Here is a 13,030-nt window from a genome sequence, read left to right on the forward strand (position 1 = left end):
TTCATCACGATATTTTTGAACTGTCCTTCTCTTTATCTCAATCCCATCTTTTTCTAAAATAGCAACTATTTTACTATCTGAAAGAGGTTTTGAGTTGTCTTCACCTGCTATCAACTCTCTTATCTTCCTTTTAATATAATCTTTTGACACTGTATTACTTAAAGTTGCTCCCGTAAATAAATTCTTTAAAGCAATAGCACCCTTTTTATACTCTAAATACTTCCCATTTATCGCCCTTGAAACAGTTGAGATAGATATGCCCAAATCATCTGCAACCTCTCTTTGTCTCAATGGTTTAAGCGGCAAATCATATACGAAAAAATCTCGCTGATGATTTACTACATACTCCATAACTTCTTTCAAAGTCTTATTTCTCATCTCTACAGACTTCATCAAAAGCATAGTTCTATTTAACTTATTTTTTAAAAATTCCTTACTTTCTTCATCTATTTCAGTTGACAACATATTTAAATAGCTTTCATTTAGATGAATATTGTTTACTAAGTCCATCTTTATTGAGACCTCCCTATTATCCACTTCAACAAATACATCCGGAATTACATATTCTACTCTTTTTTGAGTTTGATAAGCTTGCCCCGGCTTAGGGTTTAGTTTTTTCAACGAAGAAATTAAAAACATAACCTCTTGTTCAATTACACCTAAACTCTCGACAATTTTCGATATTTTATTTTTTGCAACATCTTCCAAATGAAATTCTATTAATTCTCTTAACTTAGTTTCAGATTTTGGAACCTGACTTATAAGACATTCAGATAAATTTCTTGCTCCAATCCCCAATGGTTCAAATTTTAACAACATAGAATGAGCCTTTTTAACTTGTTCTATACTTTGCGATAGAGCTTTGGCAACTTCTTCCAATTTAATTTTTAAATATCCCGACTCATCTAAATTTAAAATCAAATAGTACATTATCTTTACAATATCTTTATCTATCTCACACTCCCTAAGTTGCCCGAGTAGATACTCTGTCAAATTAAGCTCTTGAAAAGCCAATTCTTCTATAAAATTTTCAGAGTGGGTTACACTTCCTACTTTAGATTTTAAACTCTTGACATATCTTTCATCTTCTAGCCTAGATTTAAAATCCAACATCACATTTTCTTCACTTTCATCTTTTAAAAATGTCTCAAGTTCAAAAGAATTCATAGAAAGAATTTCCAAAGATTGGATAAGACCATTTGAAATATTTAGTTTTGGTTGTAATTTTAAATCTAATTTTAACATATTCTCACCAATGAGATTATATCATAGTAAAGTGATCAAACTTCTAAGATATTCCTACTTTTTGTTTAAATTTCCTTATTTGACTTTTTACGCAATTTAAATTAAAATTATCACGATATCAGATTGTGCACACATAGCTCAGTAGGATAGAGCGACGCTCTCCTAAAGCGTAGGCCGGAGGTTCGAATCCCCCTGTGTGCACCAATTATATCTTAGTGCTGAATTGACAGCACTTTTTATTTTATATTCACAAAAAGACGTTTTACATGATCCATGTTAAAACGCCTTTTCAATTTATTTTATATTCCCTTTAAATTTACAATTTATTATAAATCTTTATATACTACTTTTCCATTACAGATAGTGTATTTTATTTTCCCAAATAATTTTTCTCCTATATAAGGTGAGTTAGATGATTTTGAATAAAATTTATCTACCACAAATTCTTCATCTATATCAAAGATTACCAAGTCTGCAACTTTTCCAACTTCTATTGAACCTCTTTCCAATTTATATAGTTCTGCCGGATTTATAGTCATTTTTCCAATGAGTTCCATCAAACTCAAATGTCCATTTTTAACTAAGTTTGTAAATCCCAATCCAAATGCTGTCTCTAATCCTATTATTCCACTTGGCGCTTTTGTAAATTCCACCATTTTTTCATCTTTTGTATGAGGGGCATGGTCTGTTGCAATTATTTCTATTGTCCCATCTTTTAAACCTTCAATTATCGCTTTTCTATCAACTTCTGTTCTAAGAGGTGGATTCATTTTAGCAAGAGTCCCCTTTTCTCTCACCAACTCTTCTGTACTTGTAAAATGATGTGGAGTCGCCTCTGCATAAATATTTGCTCCTCTTGATTTAAAATATCTTACAAGTTCAACCGCTCCAGCTGAAGAAATGTGTTGTATGTTTACTTTACATCCTGTTTCTAATGCAAATACCCCTTCTCTTGCAACCATTACATCTTCTGAATATGACGGTGCACCAAAAAGTCCCATCTCATCTGATACAACTCCATGGTTTATTCCATTTTCTATATTTAAATTTGGGTCCTCTTCGTGAAATGATATTGGCACATCCAACTCTTTTGCTTTTCTCATCGCTTCTAATATCAAAGGATTATTTGTATTTGGAATTCCATCATCTGTAAATCCTAAAACTCCGGTCTCTACCATAGCATGCATATCAACAAGTTCATTGCCATTAAAATTTTTTGTGAGCGCTGAAATTGTCAATACATTTATGTCTTCTTTGCTTGCTCTATTCTTAAAGTCTGTCAATGTTTCTACGTTGTCCATAATTGGTTTTGTATTCGCCATGCAAATCACTGTTGTATATCCACCTGCTGCAGCTGATTTTGCCCCTGTGTGAATATCTTCTTTATGTGTAAATCCAGGGTCTCTAAAATGTACATGCACATCTATAAATCCCGGAGCCATTACTAAATTTGTCCCATCTATGTCTCCCACAGAATCTATATTTCCTATTTTTTTAATACGTCCGTCTTCAATTAAAATATCTGTAACTTCATCTATACAATTTTTCGGGTCAATAATTCTTATATTCTTAATTATCATTTCTCACCTCTAAAAATCAATAATATTTTCTTTCAGCTTTTCTTAAATTTATTTTTACATACGCTAATAAGTTTTGTAAAGTTTGTATCCTCTCTTTAGTTTATCCTATAAAAATTCCCTCGAAAAGTTCTTAATTTATCTTATTAAGCGACATTTCTTGAATATTCATCATTGATTTTTTAGTAATTTTCTATGTGATTGATTGAAATTCATCTCCAACGCAATAAATATATCATAAATTGACCATAAAAAAACGGCCCATTCTTATAATTTTGCCGTTTTTTTAAAGCTGTTTTTCAACAGCTCTTTATCTATTCGATAGTATTATTATAAATACAAAATTTAATCTTCCATTTTAATTTATTTTTTATTTCGTATTATTCCAGTACTCCTTATGCAACTCAAAAAATTTATCTTCCAATTCCAAAAAAGGTCCTAATGTTTCAAATTCTTTTTGTCCACAAGCTAAGACAACTCTGCTTGGCAAATCTAAAGTTGGATTTCTAATATCCTCACCGGTATATTTTTTTAATTCTGATTCTCTTGCGATATAGACATGCCTTCCCAAATTAGACCAATACATTGCCCCTGTACACATAGCACATGAATCAGCACAATTATACAAAGTAAAATCCCTCATTTCTTCTTTAGAATAAATTTGAGATGCTTTTCTCATTAATAATGCTTCTGCATGAGCAGTACAATCCCCTCCTAAACTAACTTCTTCATTCCCTTGTTCCATAAGTATATTTCCTTCTTTGTCCGCCAATAAACAACCAAAAGGATGATTTCCCTTTTCTTTGGATTCTTTACATATTTCTAAAACCCTATACAATAATCTTACTTCGAACTCTTTTAAGTCAGTCAATTTATAATTTTCTTTTTGTTCGTATTCTACGTTAAATCTCTTCTTCATTAAAATTCCTTTTCTCTATTTCACCTATACCTAACAGCTGTAATTTGAATTATATCAGTATTTATATACTCTTTAGTAAACAATACGGGTTCATTGTCTATACTATACTCAATTCCTTCAATTATAAGATATTTTTTAGGTAACTTATGCTTTATATCTGTATATAAGTTTAAATCATTATCATTTGCTCCGTGAAACTTTATACTTCCAACTGTCAATTTAATATTGTGATTTTTTTTCAAATACTCAAAAATTGAATCTGAGTATTCTTTTAGTTCGTCTATATTTTTCTCATATTCATTGGATAAAAAATCTATACAGACAACTGCTATCTGACTATCAGCATAAAAGATTCTAACAGTCATAACCATTTTTTCTCTATCATAAAGCTTTGATTCTCTAACAAATTCAGGTGTATCAACTATTTTAGTAATAAAACTTTCTACTTTTAAATAGTGCCCTGCCTCTTGTATCAGTTGTCCATATGTTTTCATCCTAAATAAATCTAACTTCATATTGTCAAAACTTGGACTTATGTAAGTTCCACTACCTTGTCTTCTTGTAATCTTGCCTTCTCTTTCAATATCAGCAAGAGCGCTTCTTAAAGTAACTCTGCTTACTCCAAACTTACTTGATAATTCTTGCTCAGTAGGTAATTTATTTTTTCCTTCTTCTTTTAATAGATTTATCTCTTCTAAAATCAGTCTCCTTACTTTATCTCTTAAGATCATTTTTTCTTCCATTATGGTTGCCACCTCGAAAAACCTATAATTGACAAAACAATACTTATACATAACAATATAGTGCCAATATTAATATACATTTTTGAAGTAGCTAAACAACTCATAAAAGATGCGATTCCCATAAGTACAATTCCTATAATGGCTAAAATTCTATACTTTTTTACAATATCATTATCTTTCATTTTCTACTCCTTTTTGCCAGTTTAACCATCAAAGTATAAATAATCAACCCGGATAAAATTCCATTTAGTGCCGGTAACCCGAAAATACCGTTCATTGCACTTCCACCACTAAATATACTCTGAAATAACTTTACTATTATCAAAGATACCCCCCAGCTAACCCAAGGTATCCACTCCCAATCTCTTATTTCATCACTATCTAATTCAGGATATTTACCTCTGTTTATAAAGTAATAATTAGCGAGTATAATTCCGGCTAAAGGTGGTACCACAACTCCTAACACATTTAAAAATTTAAATAGCATAGCTATATTATATGGCTTTGTCAAACATAATAATCCTGAAACTAATAAAACTATAGCTATTATTTTTCTTCTATCCGCCCTAAAACTATTAGCTAAGTTTAATGATGATGAATATAAGTTTGCCGCATTTGTTGTAAAAATGTTTGTAGTCATTAAAATTAAACTTGGAATAACTAAGCCCAACTTAAGAAGTACTGACGTTAAATCGCTTTCATTCATTGATATTCCCGCAATTGCTCCACACAAAATTAAAAGACTATTTCCTCCTAATAATCCAACTGCAGCACTAATCATGGCTTGCTTGCTATTCCTTGCAAACCTCATCGTATCCGCTATACACGTAGCTGTAGATAATATCCATGTTCCTATTACTATAGTTACTCCATTTACCAAAGATATATTTTCATTTGGAGTCCAATTGACTACGTATTCCCAACCTGCTAAGCCTCCTGCTTTAATAGCAGTTCCTATTGATAAAAAAATAATAGCAGGAATAGCTACATATCCTAATATTGTAATTGCTCTAATTCCTGAAAAAGCGAAAATTCCCATAATTATCGCACTTAAAAATAAAATTAAAAATTCTCCGATTCCTTCTATGTTTAAAACACTTGCTATAAAATTCCCATAAGTTGCAGCCTGAATTGTGTACCATCCTATGTTAACTATAGGAACAAAAAGTGTTGCTATTTTGGATCCCTTATTTCCAAAAGTATAACGTGTTATCAAAGCAAAACTTAAACCTGTTCTACTTGACATATTAGCTACAGCAATAGCTATAATACTTAAAAATATGTTTCCAATTGTAATAGAGATTAAAATTTCTTTAAAAGAAAGACCGGCAGCTAAGCCTCCTCCTGTCATCATACTTGTTATAACAAATACAAATCCTAGCCACACAATAGTTATGCTCAAAAAACTTTTTCTTTCTTTTTTTGGAACCGCAGAACTTTCAAAATCCATATCAGTAGCAGAACTTTTAACCTGATTTAAATCTCTCATCTTAAAACTCCTTTCATAAATATTTCAAAATTGGTATTACCAATTTAGTTTGAGTATATCATCGTTATATATTTTTTACAATTTAAAAGTTTAAAAATTTTTCAAGCTTTTTATCTGTCCAAAATTATTTTAGTATCTTTTTATGATTGTCTTTTTATTTTAAATTCTCAATTAAATAATAATTTTAAAACTTTTGTTGACATATTAAAAATGAAATGATATTATTCACTTAGTTAGTTAAGCAATTAACCAATTCACTCGGAGGGATCATATGAAATTTACACAAGATAAACCCATTTTTCAACAAGTTGCTGAATTCATAGAGAATCAAATTTTAGATGGTCTTTTGCTTCCTGAAGAGCAAACACCTTCTACAAACGAATTTCAAAAAATATACGAAATAAATCCGGCAACTGCACGAAAGGGCCTCAATCTTTTAGTTGATGAAGGAATAATATATAAAAAGAGAGGCCTGGGAATGTATGTGAGCAAAAACGCTAAGGAAATAATATTAACTAAAAGACAAGAAGAATTTTTTAACACACACATTCCTCAAATAATAAAAGAACTTAAAAGAATAAATATCACGCCGACACAACTTGCCTTAGAAATAGAAAAAAGACAGAAAGAGGGGAAATAAATGATAACTGTATCTAATCTAAATAAAGAATATGGCTCTAACATAGTTTTAAACAATTTAAATTTTGAAATAGAACCCGGTAAAATATATGGTCTTCTTGGAAGAAATGGTGTTGGTAAAACAACTTTATTAAAAATACTTTCAAACCAAATCGTTTCATACACCGGCGAAGTCAAATTGGATGGAGAAATTGTAAAAGAAAATCAAAATTCTACTGACAACATTCTATTTGTAAGTGAATTTATGGTGCCTGACTCAATGAAAGGTGAAAAAGTAAATACAATTTTAAAATTTGCTTCAAATATGCTTCCGAATTGGGATGAAGATTATAAAGATGAACTTTTGCAAGAATTTAAATTAAATTCAAAATCATCTATTAAAAAACTTTCAAAAGGTAATAGAAATCTTTTGAGTTTAATAATCGGTTTGGCCTCAGGAGCTAAATACACACTATATGATGAACCTTCTGTGGGTTTAGATGCAAACAACAGATATAAATTTTACCAACAAATTATGAAACTTTCTGAAACTAGTGAAAGAACTTCTATCATCTCAACACATATCATTGATGAAGCAGAAAATATTTTTGAAGATGTAATAATTTTAGAAGATAGTAAAATTTTATTAAAAGAAGAAATTTCAAACATACAGTCAAAAGCTCTCTCAATAAAAGGTACTACGGGTGAAATTTTGAGAATTTTAAACAATAAAAATATACTTTCAGAAGATAGTATTGGAGCAGTTTCAATTGTTTCGATATATGATGAATTGAATTTTGATGAAAGAGCGCGTCTAAAAAATGCAGGTGCTGAAATTACCAATCTATCTCTGCAAAAATTATTTATCCATTTGACAAATAAGGAGGCTTAAAATGAATACTATAAAAAATATATTTAAATTTCAGTCTATAACTTTTTTAAAGAGTTTAATAACAACAAATATTGCAGCTGTTGCGATTGTTACATTTATGCTAATTTTTGGGTTTGCAGCTAACTCAGATCCCACTTTCATATCAAGCGACCCTGATTATAATGTATCTACCCCGTTTGCGATCTTAGCTGTATACATTACTGCAATAGCATTTGCTTCATCAGCTGTTTTGGTCACAAAATGCTTCAATGCTTTTTTTGTAGATCTTAAATTCAGCTTACGTCTTGGCACAACTCGTAAAAATTTTATAATTTCAAATATAATATTTTTTACAATTTCAATAATAATATTTGCTCTTCTTGCAATTATATATACTCAAATAATGAGCTTTGCATTTCAGCAAACCATTGATAGTATTGAAGTACTTGGCAATAAGTTTCCCTTTTACGAAATAATGCCTAAGATCTTTTCATTTCTGTTTTTTATGGTGGGAGTATTCAACATATTAGCAATACTTGTATTCCTATTCAGATGGAAAACTATAGGCTTTTTTGTAGCTCATAACATCTTTTATAATTATGTAGATGCTTACACAAAGTTTATAGATTTCATATTCTGGGAGCTTCAATTATCTCGTGGAATTGTGTTCTATATAGTATCATTCATCCTTGTTTCTCTTGTAATCTATAAATACAATGATGATTCCAATTAAAAATATCTCTAAAAAAACTCTCTTTGCTAAACAAATAGTAAAGAGAGTTTTTAATGCTCCACGTGGAGCATTAGTGCCTAAAATGTCTTGTTCTCGTAAATATGAGCGTTATATCTGCTTCATTCGCAGCTTCTATAACTTCTCTATCTCTTATAGAACCTCCAGGAGAGATGGCAGCTTTTATTCCATGGTCTTTTAAAAGTTCCACTGTATCGGCAAAAAAGAAGCCGTCTGATGCCAAAACTACTCCATCCAAACTTCTCGTTCTCTTAATAACTTCCTCAGCTGCCCAAGCTCTCTTAGTCTGCCCTTGTCCTATCGCATAAGTTGAACCGTCTTTTGCCAAAACCACTCCATTTGAAGCAACATGTTTAACAGCTTTAAATGCAAATTCTAAATCTTTAAGTTCTTTTTCTGTTGGCTTTCTCCTGCTCACAACTTCAAACTTTTCAAATTCTACTTCGTCTAAATCTTGTACTATTACTCCGTTCAAAGTTTGTTTAAACTGTCTTCCAATCTCAAAATCCATCAAGTTTGAAACTTCAACCAATCTTATATTTTTCTTTACGCTAAGTATTTCAAAAGCTTCTTTGGAAAACTTCGGAGCGATTATAACTTCCAAAAATATCTTTGAAAGTTCCTCTGCAACGTCTAAATCAACTTCTCTATTCAGTGCGACTATTCCGCCAAATATTGATTCCGTATCACATTCATACGCTTTTAAATATGCTTCTTTTAAATTTTCACCTGTTCCTATACCGCAAGGATTGGTGTGCTTTATCGCAACAGCTGTCGGCTCGTTAAAATCTTTTACAACTTTTACAGCTGCATAAATATCGTTCAAATTATTATATGAAAGTTGCTTTCCATGAAGTATTTTAACTTCTGCAACTTCTTCATCTACATAATATGCCGCCTTTTGATGAGGATTTTCTCCGTATCTCAAATTTTCTTTCAGCTTGCAATTTAAACTAAAGTTTTCGCCACTTAGATAAACTGAAATAGCTTTGTCATATCTAGCTGTAGTTTCAAAAGCTTTAATTGCCATTTTCTTTCTGTAATCTTCCGAATGAGAATCTAAATTATCTAGCACATCTTTGTAATCGCAAGGGTCCGTAACAATTAGTACATCTTTATAATTTTTTGCAGCTGCTCTTATCATAGACGGCCCGCCTATGTCTATCATCTCGATAATTTCATCTAAGTCGTCTGTCTTTGTTATTGTATCTTCAAACGGATATAGAGTGTTCACTACCATATCAATTGATATAATTCCCTCTTCTAATATAGTAGATTGGTGTTCTGTGTTCTCTCTTATATTTAATATTGCTCCGTGTATCTTCGGGTGAAGTGTCTTAACTCTGCCATCCAAAATTTCTCTTTGCCCCGTTACTTCTTCAACGGACATAACTTTTATCCCGCTATCTTTTAGCAATTTATAAGTTCCACCGGTGGATATTATCTCCCAATTTCTCTTTTCAAGTTCTCGTGCAAATTCTTTTATTCCAGTCTTGTCAAAAACTGATATCAAAGCTCTCAAATTCCCACGTCCCTTCTATAATAAGCATCTTTAAATTTTATTTTCTCAACATCTTCATACGCCATCTTTGTCGCTTCTGCTCTATTCTTTCCTCTTCCAATTACCATCAAAACGCGACCACCTGATGTATAGAACTTTCCATTTTCAAAAGATGTTCCGGCGTGCACTACCGTTGAGTTAATTACATCTTCTATTCCGTTTATTTCATAACCCTTTTCATAATTTCCGGGATATCCCCCTGAAACCATCATTACTCCAGTATAGTAGTCATCATTATATTTAAAATCGTCTTGAGTTAGTGTACCTTCAATAGCCTTTTCTACCAATTGAATTAAACTTGAATCAAGCTTTTCCATTATGACTTCTGTTTCAGGGTCTCCAAATCGCACATTGAATTCCAATACATAAGGTTTATCAACCACCATAAATCCTACAAAAAGTATTCCGGTGTAATTAAAATTATCTTTTTCCAATCCTAAAGAAATCTCATCTAATATTTTCTGTATTTGACATTTGAGATCTTCAGACATATCCTCCACGGGAATTATATTTCCAACTCCCCCGGTGTTTGGCCCTCTGTTTCCATCTCCTATTTTTTTATAGTCTCTAGCATATTCAAAAGGATAAATCTTGTTATGAGATACCATGCAGATTGCTGATACTTCGTTCCCATCCAAAAACTCTTCTATTACAACTCGATCCGAGTTCATCTTCTCTTCCACGAACACATCTCTTAATGCAGCTTCTGCCTCTTCCACATTTTGAGCTATTGTAACTCCCTTTCCAAGGCAAAGTCCGTCAGCTTTTATCACTATCGGATAATTTATTTCGCTTAAGTACTCAACTGCCTTTTCATATTCAAAAAAAGTTGCATATCTTGCAGTTGGAATATTATGTCTTACTAAAAATTCTTTTGTGAAATCTTTGCTTGCTTCAAATTTCGCTGCATTTTTCTTAACCCCAAAAATTTTTAATCCTTCTTCCTCAAACCTGTCTGCTATTCCAAGACACAATGGATTTTCCGGACCCACAATAGTTAAATCTATATCATTTTCTTTTGCAAATTCAACCAAAGCATCTATATTTTCCGGAGCTATGTCTATATTTTTAGCAAACGCTCTTGTTCCCCCGTTTCCCTTAGCTGCAAAAAGTTCAACACTTTCTTCTGATAACTTCTTTAATATGCTGTATTCTCTTCCGCCATTTCCAACTACAAGTACCTTCATTTAGTTTCCTCCAAAACTTTTTGGACTGTTTCTACAATCAATCTGTGTTCAACTTTCAAAACTCTCTCAGCCAAACTTTGAGCTGTATCATCTTCTTCTACCTTTACGCACTCTTGTAAAATTATAGGTCCTGCATCAGCTTCTTCATTTACAAAATGAGTGGTGACTCCGGTAACTTTGCACCCTCTATCCAAAACTGCTTGATGAACTCTTTTCCCGTGCATTCCCTTACCACAAAACGAAGGAATTAAGGACGGATGAATATTTATAATTCTATTCGGATACGCCTCTATAATTTTCTTAGGAAGTATCTTTAAATACCCTAGAAGAAGTATATAATCTATCTCTTCAGATTTTAATACACTCAAAATTTCATCAAAATTATTTGAAACTAATTTTTTATCTGCAAATTGTAGACCTTCCGCCATACAATTTGAAATTACTATCGATATTTCAGCATCTATTTTTCCACTTTCAATAGCATTCTTTACCGCTAAATAATTAGACCCTCTTCCAGATATAAAAACTGCAAGTTTAGAATTTGATTTCAAGTTCAGTACCTCTTATCTCACCTATTTTAAAAGCTCTGTAATCTTTAAAATGTTCTATTACCTTTTGTTCATCTTCTCTATCAATCACCAAAACCATACCTATTCCACAGTTAAAAGCACTTAGCATATCTTCTGTCGTCACATCTCCTAGCTCTTGTAACTTTTCAAATACAGCCGGCATTTTATACTCTGTTAAGTCAATTTTTGCACCATGCCCATTTAAAGCTCGTGGTATGTTTTCATAAAGTCCTCCACCGGTTATGTTGGCAATAGCTTTTATCTCAACTTTTTTAATTAAATCCAAAACATCTCTTACATATATTCTCGTTGGTTTCAGTAGCGCTTCTTTTACAGACTTCCCTTCATATAATTCATCTTCAATGTTTAATCCCGCCTTTTCAAACACTATTTTTCTAACCAATGAAAACCCGTTTGAATGCACGCCCGAAGATTCAAGAGCAATTGCTAAATCTCCATCTTTTATATTTTTTCCATCGATTATTTTTTCTCTATCTACAACTCCAACTACAAAGCCTGCTAAATCATAGTCTTCTTCTCCGTACATATCCGGCATTTCCGCAGTCTCTCCGCCAATTAGAGAGCAATCAGAGATTTTACAGCCCTTGGCAATCCCCTCAACTATATTTGACATTTTAACAGGTTCAAGTCTACCGGTTGCAATATAGTCTAAGAAAAACAATGGCTTTGCACCTTGGCATATAATGTCGTTTACACACATTGCAACAAGGTCTATCCCGCAAGAATTGTGTACATTTGCCTTTTGTGCAATTAAAAGTTTTGTTCCAACTCCATCAGAGCCGCTTACTAAGACGGGATTTTTATACTTTGTAATGTCTAAGTTAAACATTGCTCCAAATCCTCCAACACCTGATAATACATCCTTGCTGTAAGTTTTTTCACACATTTTTTTGATTAGAGAAACTTCTTCATATCCTCTCTCTACATCCACACCTGCATCACTATACTTCATTATTTTACAGACTCCTTCTCTTGTTCAGCTTTGAACTCTTCAAGCTTTTCTTTTAAATTATCATCACAAATAGCAAGCATTTGAACCGCTAAAATTGCCGCATTTTCTCCACCATCTATTGCGACTGTTGCAACCGGCACTCCCTTAGGCATTTGAACAGTTGAAAGCAAAGAATCTAAACCGTCCATTGTGGAACTCTTAACCGGAATACCTATTACAGGTTTTATAGAAAGACCTGCTATAACTCCTGCTAAGTGCGCAGCTTTTCCCGCAATTGCTATAAATACACTAGCTTCTGAATTTCTTACGTAATCTACCAATGCATTGTGTGCTCTGTGAGCTGAAATCACTCTAACTTCATGCTCTATGCCAAAATAATTTAATTTTTCAACAACTTTATCTGCAATCTTTTGGTCTGATGAGCTTCCCATTATAACTGATACTTTCATTATATACCTCTTTTCTCTAATCCTAAAAAAATAAAGCCCAAGAAGAGAAGGTTGAACCTCCCCTCCTGGGCTTTTATC

At 32.1% G+C, this 13,030-nt stretch carries 14 protein-coding genes and 1 tRNA gene; 4 read left to right on the top strand and 11 right to left on the bottom strand.

Translation table 11 applies throughout. From position 1 onward, the window contains the following. Nucleotides 1-1,245: RNA polymerase factor sigma-54 (gene rpoN, locus SOR77_RS00835; protein WP_320635323.1), on the bottom strand; the 1,245-nt coding region annotated here is incomplete at its 3' end. A gap of 127 nt (nucleotides 1,246-1,372) precedes the next feature. Here rpoN and SOR77_RS00840 point away from each other — a divergent pair. Further along, nucleotides 1,373-1,449, top strand: a tRNA-Arg gene (locus SOR77_RS00840). A 122-nt stretch (nucleotides 1,450-1,571) separates the two neighbouring features. On the opposite strand, the gene SOR77_RS00845 is transcribed toward SOR77_RS00840, so the two are convergent. The 5 genes from SOR77_RS00845 to SOR77_RS00865 all read right to left on the bottom strand — a co-directional run bounded on the left by SOR77_RS00845 (nucleotide 1,572) and on the right by SOR77_RS00865 (nucleotide 5,973). Beyond that, nucleotides 1,572-2,825, bottom strand: coding sequence for a dihydroorotase (locus SOR77_RS00845; RefSeq protein ID WP_320635324.1), 1,254 nt, complete (start codon nucleotides 2,823-2,825; stop codon nucleotides 1,572-1,574). 367 nt (nucleotides 2,826-3,192) lie between these two features. Next, nucleotides 3,193-3,741, bottom strand: coding sequence for a nucleoside deaminase (locus SOR77_RS00850; protein WP_320635325.1), 549 nt, complete (start codon nucleotides 3,739-3,741; stop codon nucleotides 3,193-3,195). Nucleotides 3,742-3,761: 20 nt separating this feature from the next. Then, the gene (locus SOR77_RS00855; RefSeq protein WP_320635326.1) at nucleotides 3,762-4,484 is read right to left on the bottom strand and encodes a GntR family transcriptional regulator; all 723 of its coding nucleotides are present in this window, start codon (nucleotides 4,482-4,484) and stop codon (nucleotides 3,762-3,764) included. Beyond that, nucleotides 4,484-4,666, bottom strand: a complete 183-nt coding sequence (locus SOR77_RS00860; RefSeq protein WP_320635327.1) for a hypothetical protein — start codon at nucleotides 4,664-4,666, stop codon at nucleotides 4,484-4,486. The genes SOR77_RS00855 and SOR77_RS00860 overlap by 1 nt, the downstream gene beginning before the upstream one ends. Beyond that, nucleotides 4,663-5,973, bottom strand: a complete 1,311-nt coding sequence (locus SOR77_RS00865) for a cytosine permease (RefSeq protein ID WP_320635328.1) — start codon at nucleotides 5,971-5,973, stop codon at nucleotides 4,663-4,665. Before SOR77_RS00865 ends, SOR77_RS00860 begins: the two co-directional genes overlap by 4 nt. Before the next feature lie 271 nt (nucleotides 5,974-6,244). On the opposite strand from SOR77_RS00865, the gene SOR77_RS00870 reads away from it, so the two are divergent. Genes SOR77_RS00870 through SOR77_RS00880 form a run of 3 tightly spaced genes read left to right on the top strand, consistent with a single transcriptional unit; the run spans nucleotide 6,245 to nucleotide 8,195 of the window. Beyond that, nucleotides 6,245-6,613: a GntR family transcriptional regulator gene (locus SOR77_RS00870; protein WP_320635329.1), complete on the top strand. Its 369-nt coding sequence runs from the start codon at nucleotides 6,245-6,247 to the stop codon at nucleotides 6,611-6,613. After that, on the top strand, nucleotides 6,614-7,483 hold the full coding sequence (locus SOR77_RS00875; protein WP_320635330.1) for an ABC transporter ATP-binding protein: 870 nt from the start codon (nucleotides 6,614-6,616) through the stop codon (nucleotides 7,481-7,483). Between the two features lies 1 nt (nucleotide 7,484). Next, nucleotides 7,485-8,195: a hypothetical protein gene (locus tag SOR77_RS00880; protein ID WP_320635331.1), complete on the top strand. Its 711-nt coding sequence runs from the start codon at nucleotides 7,485-7,487 to the stop codon at nucleotides 8,193-8,195. Between the two features lie 70 nt (nucleotides 8,196-8,265). Here SOR77_RS00880 and purH read toward each other — a convergent pair whose 3' ends face one another. Genes purH through purE form a run of 5 tightly spaced genes read right to left on the bottom strand, consistent with a single transcriptional unit; the run spans nucleotide 8,266 to nucleotide 12,952 of the window. Next, nucleotides 8,266-9,735 carry a bifunctional phosphoribosylaminoimidazolecarboxamide formyltransferase/IMP cyclohydrolase gene (gene purH, locus SOR77_RS00885; protein ID WP_320635332.1) on the bottom strand — a complete coding sequence of 490 codons (1,470 nt, stop codon included), beginning with the start codon at nucleotides 9,733-9,735 and terminating at the stop codon, nucleotides 8,266-8,268. Beyond that, a complete protein-coding gene (gene purD / locus SOR77_RS00890; RefSeq protein WP_320635333.1) occupies nucleotides 9,732-10,961 on the bottom strand; it encodes a phosphoribosylamine--glycine ligase in 1,230 nt (409 codons plus the stop codon). Before purD ends, purH begins: the two co-directional genes overlap by 4 nt. After that, the gene (gene purN, locus SOR77_RS00895) at nucleotides 10,958-11,512 is read right to left on the bottom strand and encodes a phosphoribosylglycinamide formyltransferase (protein WP_320635334.1); all 555 of its coding nucleotides are present in this window, start codon (nucleotides 11,510-11,512) and stop codon (nucleotides 10,958-10,960) included. Before purN ends, purD begins: the two co-directional genes overlap by 4 nt. Continuing rightward, complete coding sequence (gene purM / locus SOR77_RS00900; protein ID WP_320635335.1) at nucleotides 11,496-12,503, bottom strand: phosphoribosylformylglycinamidine cyclo-ligase; 1,008 nt, start codon at nucleotides 12,501-12,503, stop codon at nucleotides 11,496-11,498. The genes purN and purM overlap by 17 nt, the downstream gene beginning before the upstream one ends. After that, a complete protein-coding gene (gene purE, locus SOR77_RS00905) occupies nucleotides 12,503-12,952 on the bottom strand; it encodes a 5-(carboxyamino)imidazole ribonucleotide mutase (RefSeq protein WP_320635336.1) in 450 nt (149 codons plus the stop codon). Before purE ends, purM begins: the two co-directional genes overlap by 1 nt. Nucleotides 12,953-13,030: the final 78 nt, after the last annotated feature.

It is taken from the genome of Peptoniphilus sp. (assembly GCF_034090345.1).
Lineage (GTDB): Bacteria > Bacillota > Clostridia > Tissierellales > Peptoniphilaceae > Peptoniphilus.

Bases quoted from the DNA above. Each gene is read 5' to 3' on its own strand.
- purE (WP_320635336.1), bottom strand. From the start codon at position 12,952: ATGAAAGTATCAGTTATAATGGGAAGCTCATCAGACCAAAAGATTGCA.
- SOR77_RS00855 (WP_320635326.1), bottom strand. From the start codon at position 4,484: ATGGAAGAAAAAATGATCTTAAGAGATAAAGTAAGGAGACTGATTTTA.
- SOR77_RS00870 (WP_320635329.1), top strand. From the start codon at position 6,245: ATGAAATTTACACAAGATAAACCCATTTTTCAACAAGTTGCTGAATTC.
- purM (WP_320635335.1), bottom strand. From the start codon at position 12,503: ATGAAGTATAGTGATGCAGGTGTGGATGTAGAGAGAGGATATGAAGAA.
- SOR77_RS00850 (WP_320635325.1), bottom strand. From the start codon at position 3,741: ATGAAGAAGAGATTTAACGTAGAATACGAACAAAAAGAAAATTATAAA.
- SOR77_RS00845 (WP_320635324.1), bottom strand. From the start codon at position 2,825: ATGATAATTAAGAATATAAGAATTATTGACCCGAAAAATTGTATAGAT.
- SOR77_RS00875 (WP_320635330.1), top strand. From the start codon at position 6,614: ATGATAACTGTATCTAATCTAAATAAAGAATATGGCTCTAACATAGTT.
- SOR77_RS00865 (WP_320635328.1), bottom strand. From the start codon at position 5,973: ATGAGAGATTTAAATCAGGTTAAAAGTTCTGCTACTGATATGGATTTT.
- purD (WP_320635333.1), bottom strand. From the start codon at position 10,961: ATGAAGGTACTTGTAGTTGGAAATGGCGGAAGAGAATACAGCATATTA.
- SOR77_RS00880 (WP_320635331.1), top strand. From the start codon at position 7,485: ATGAATACTATAAAAAATATATTTAAATTTCAGTCTATAACTTTTTTA.
- SOR77_RS00860 (WP_320635327.1), bottom strand. From the start codon at position 4,666: ATGAAAGATAATGATATTGTAAAAAAGTATAGAATTTTAGCCATTATA.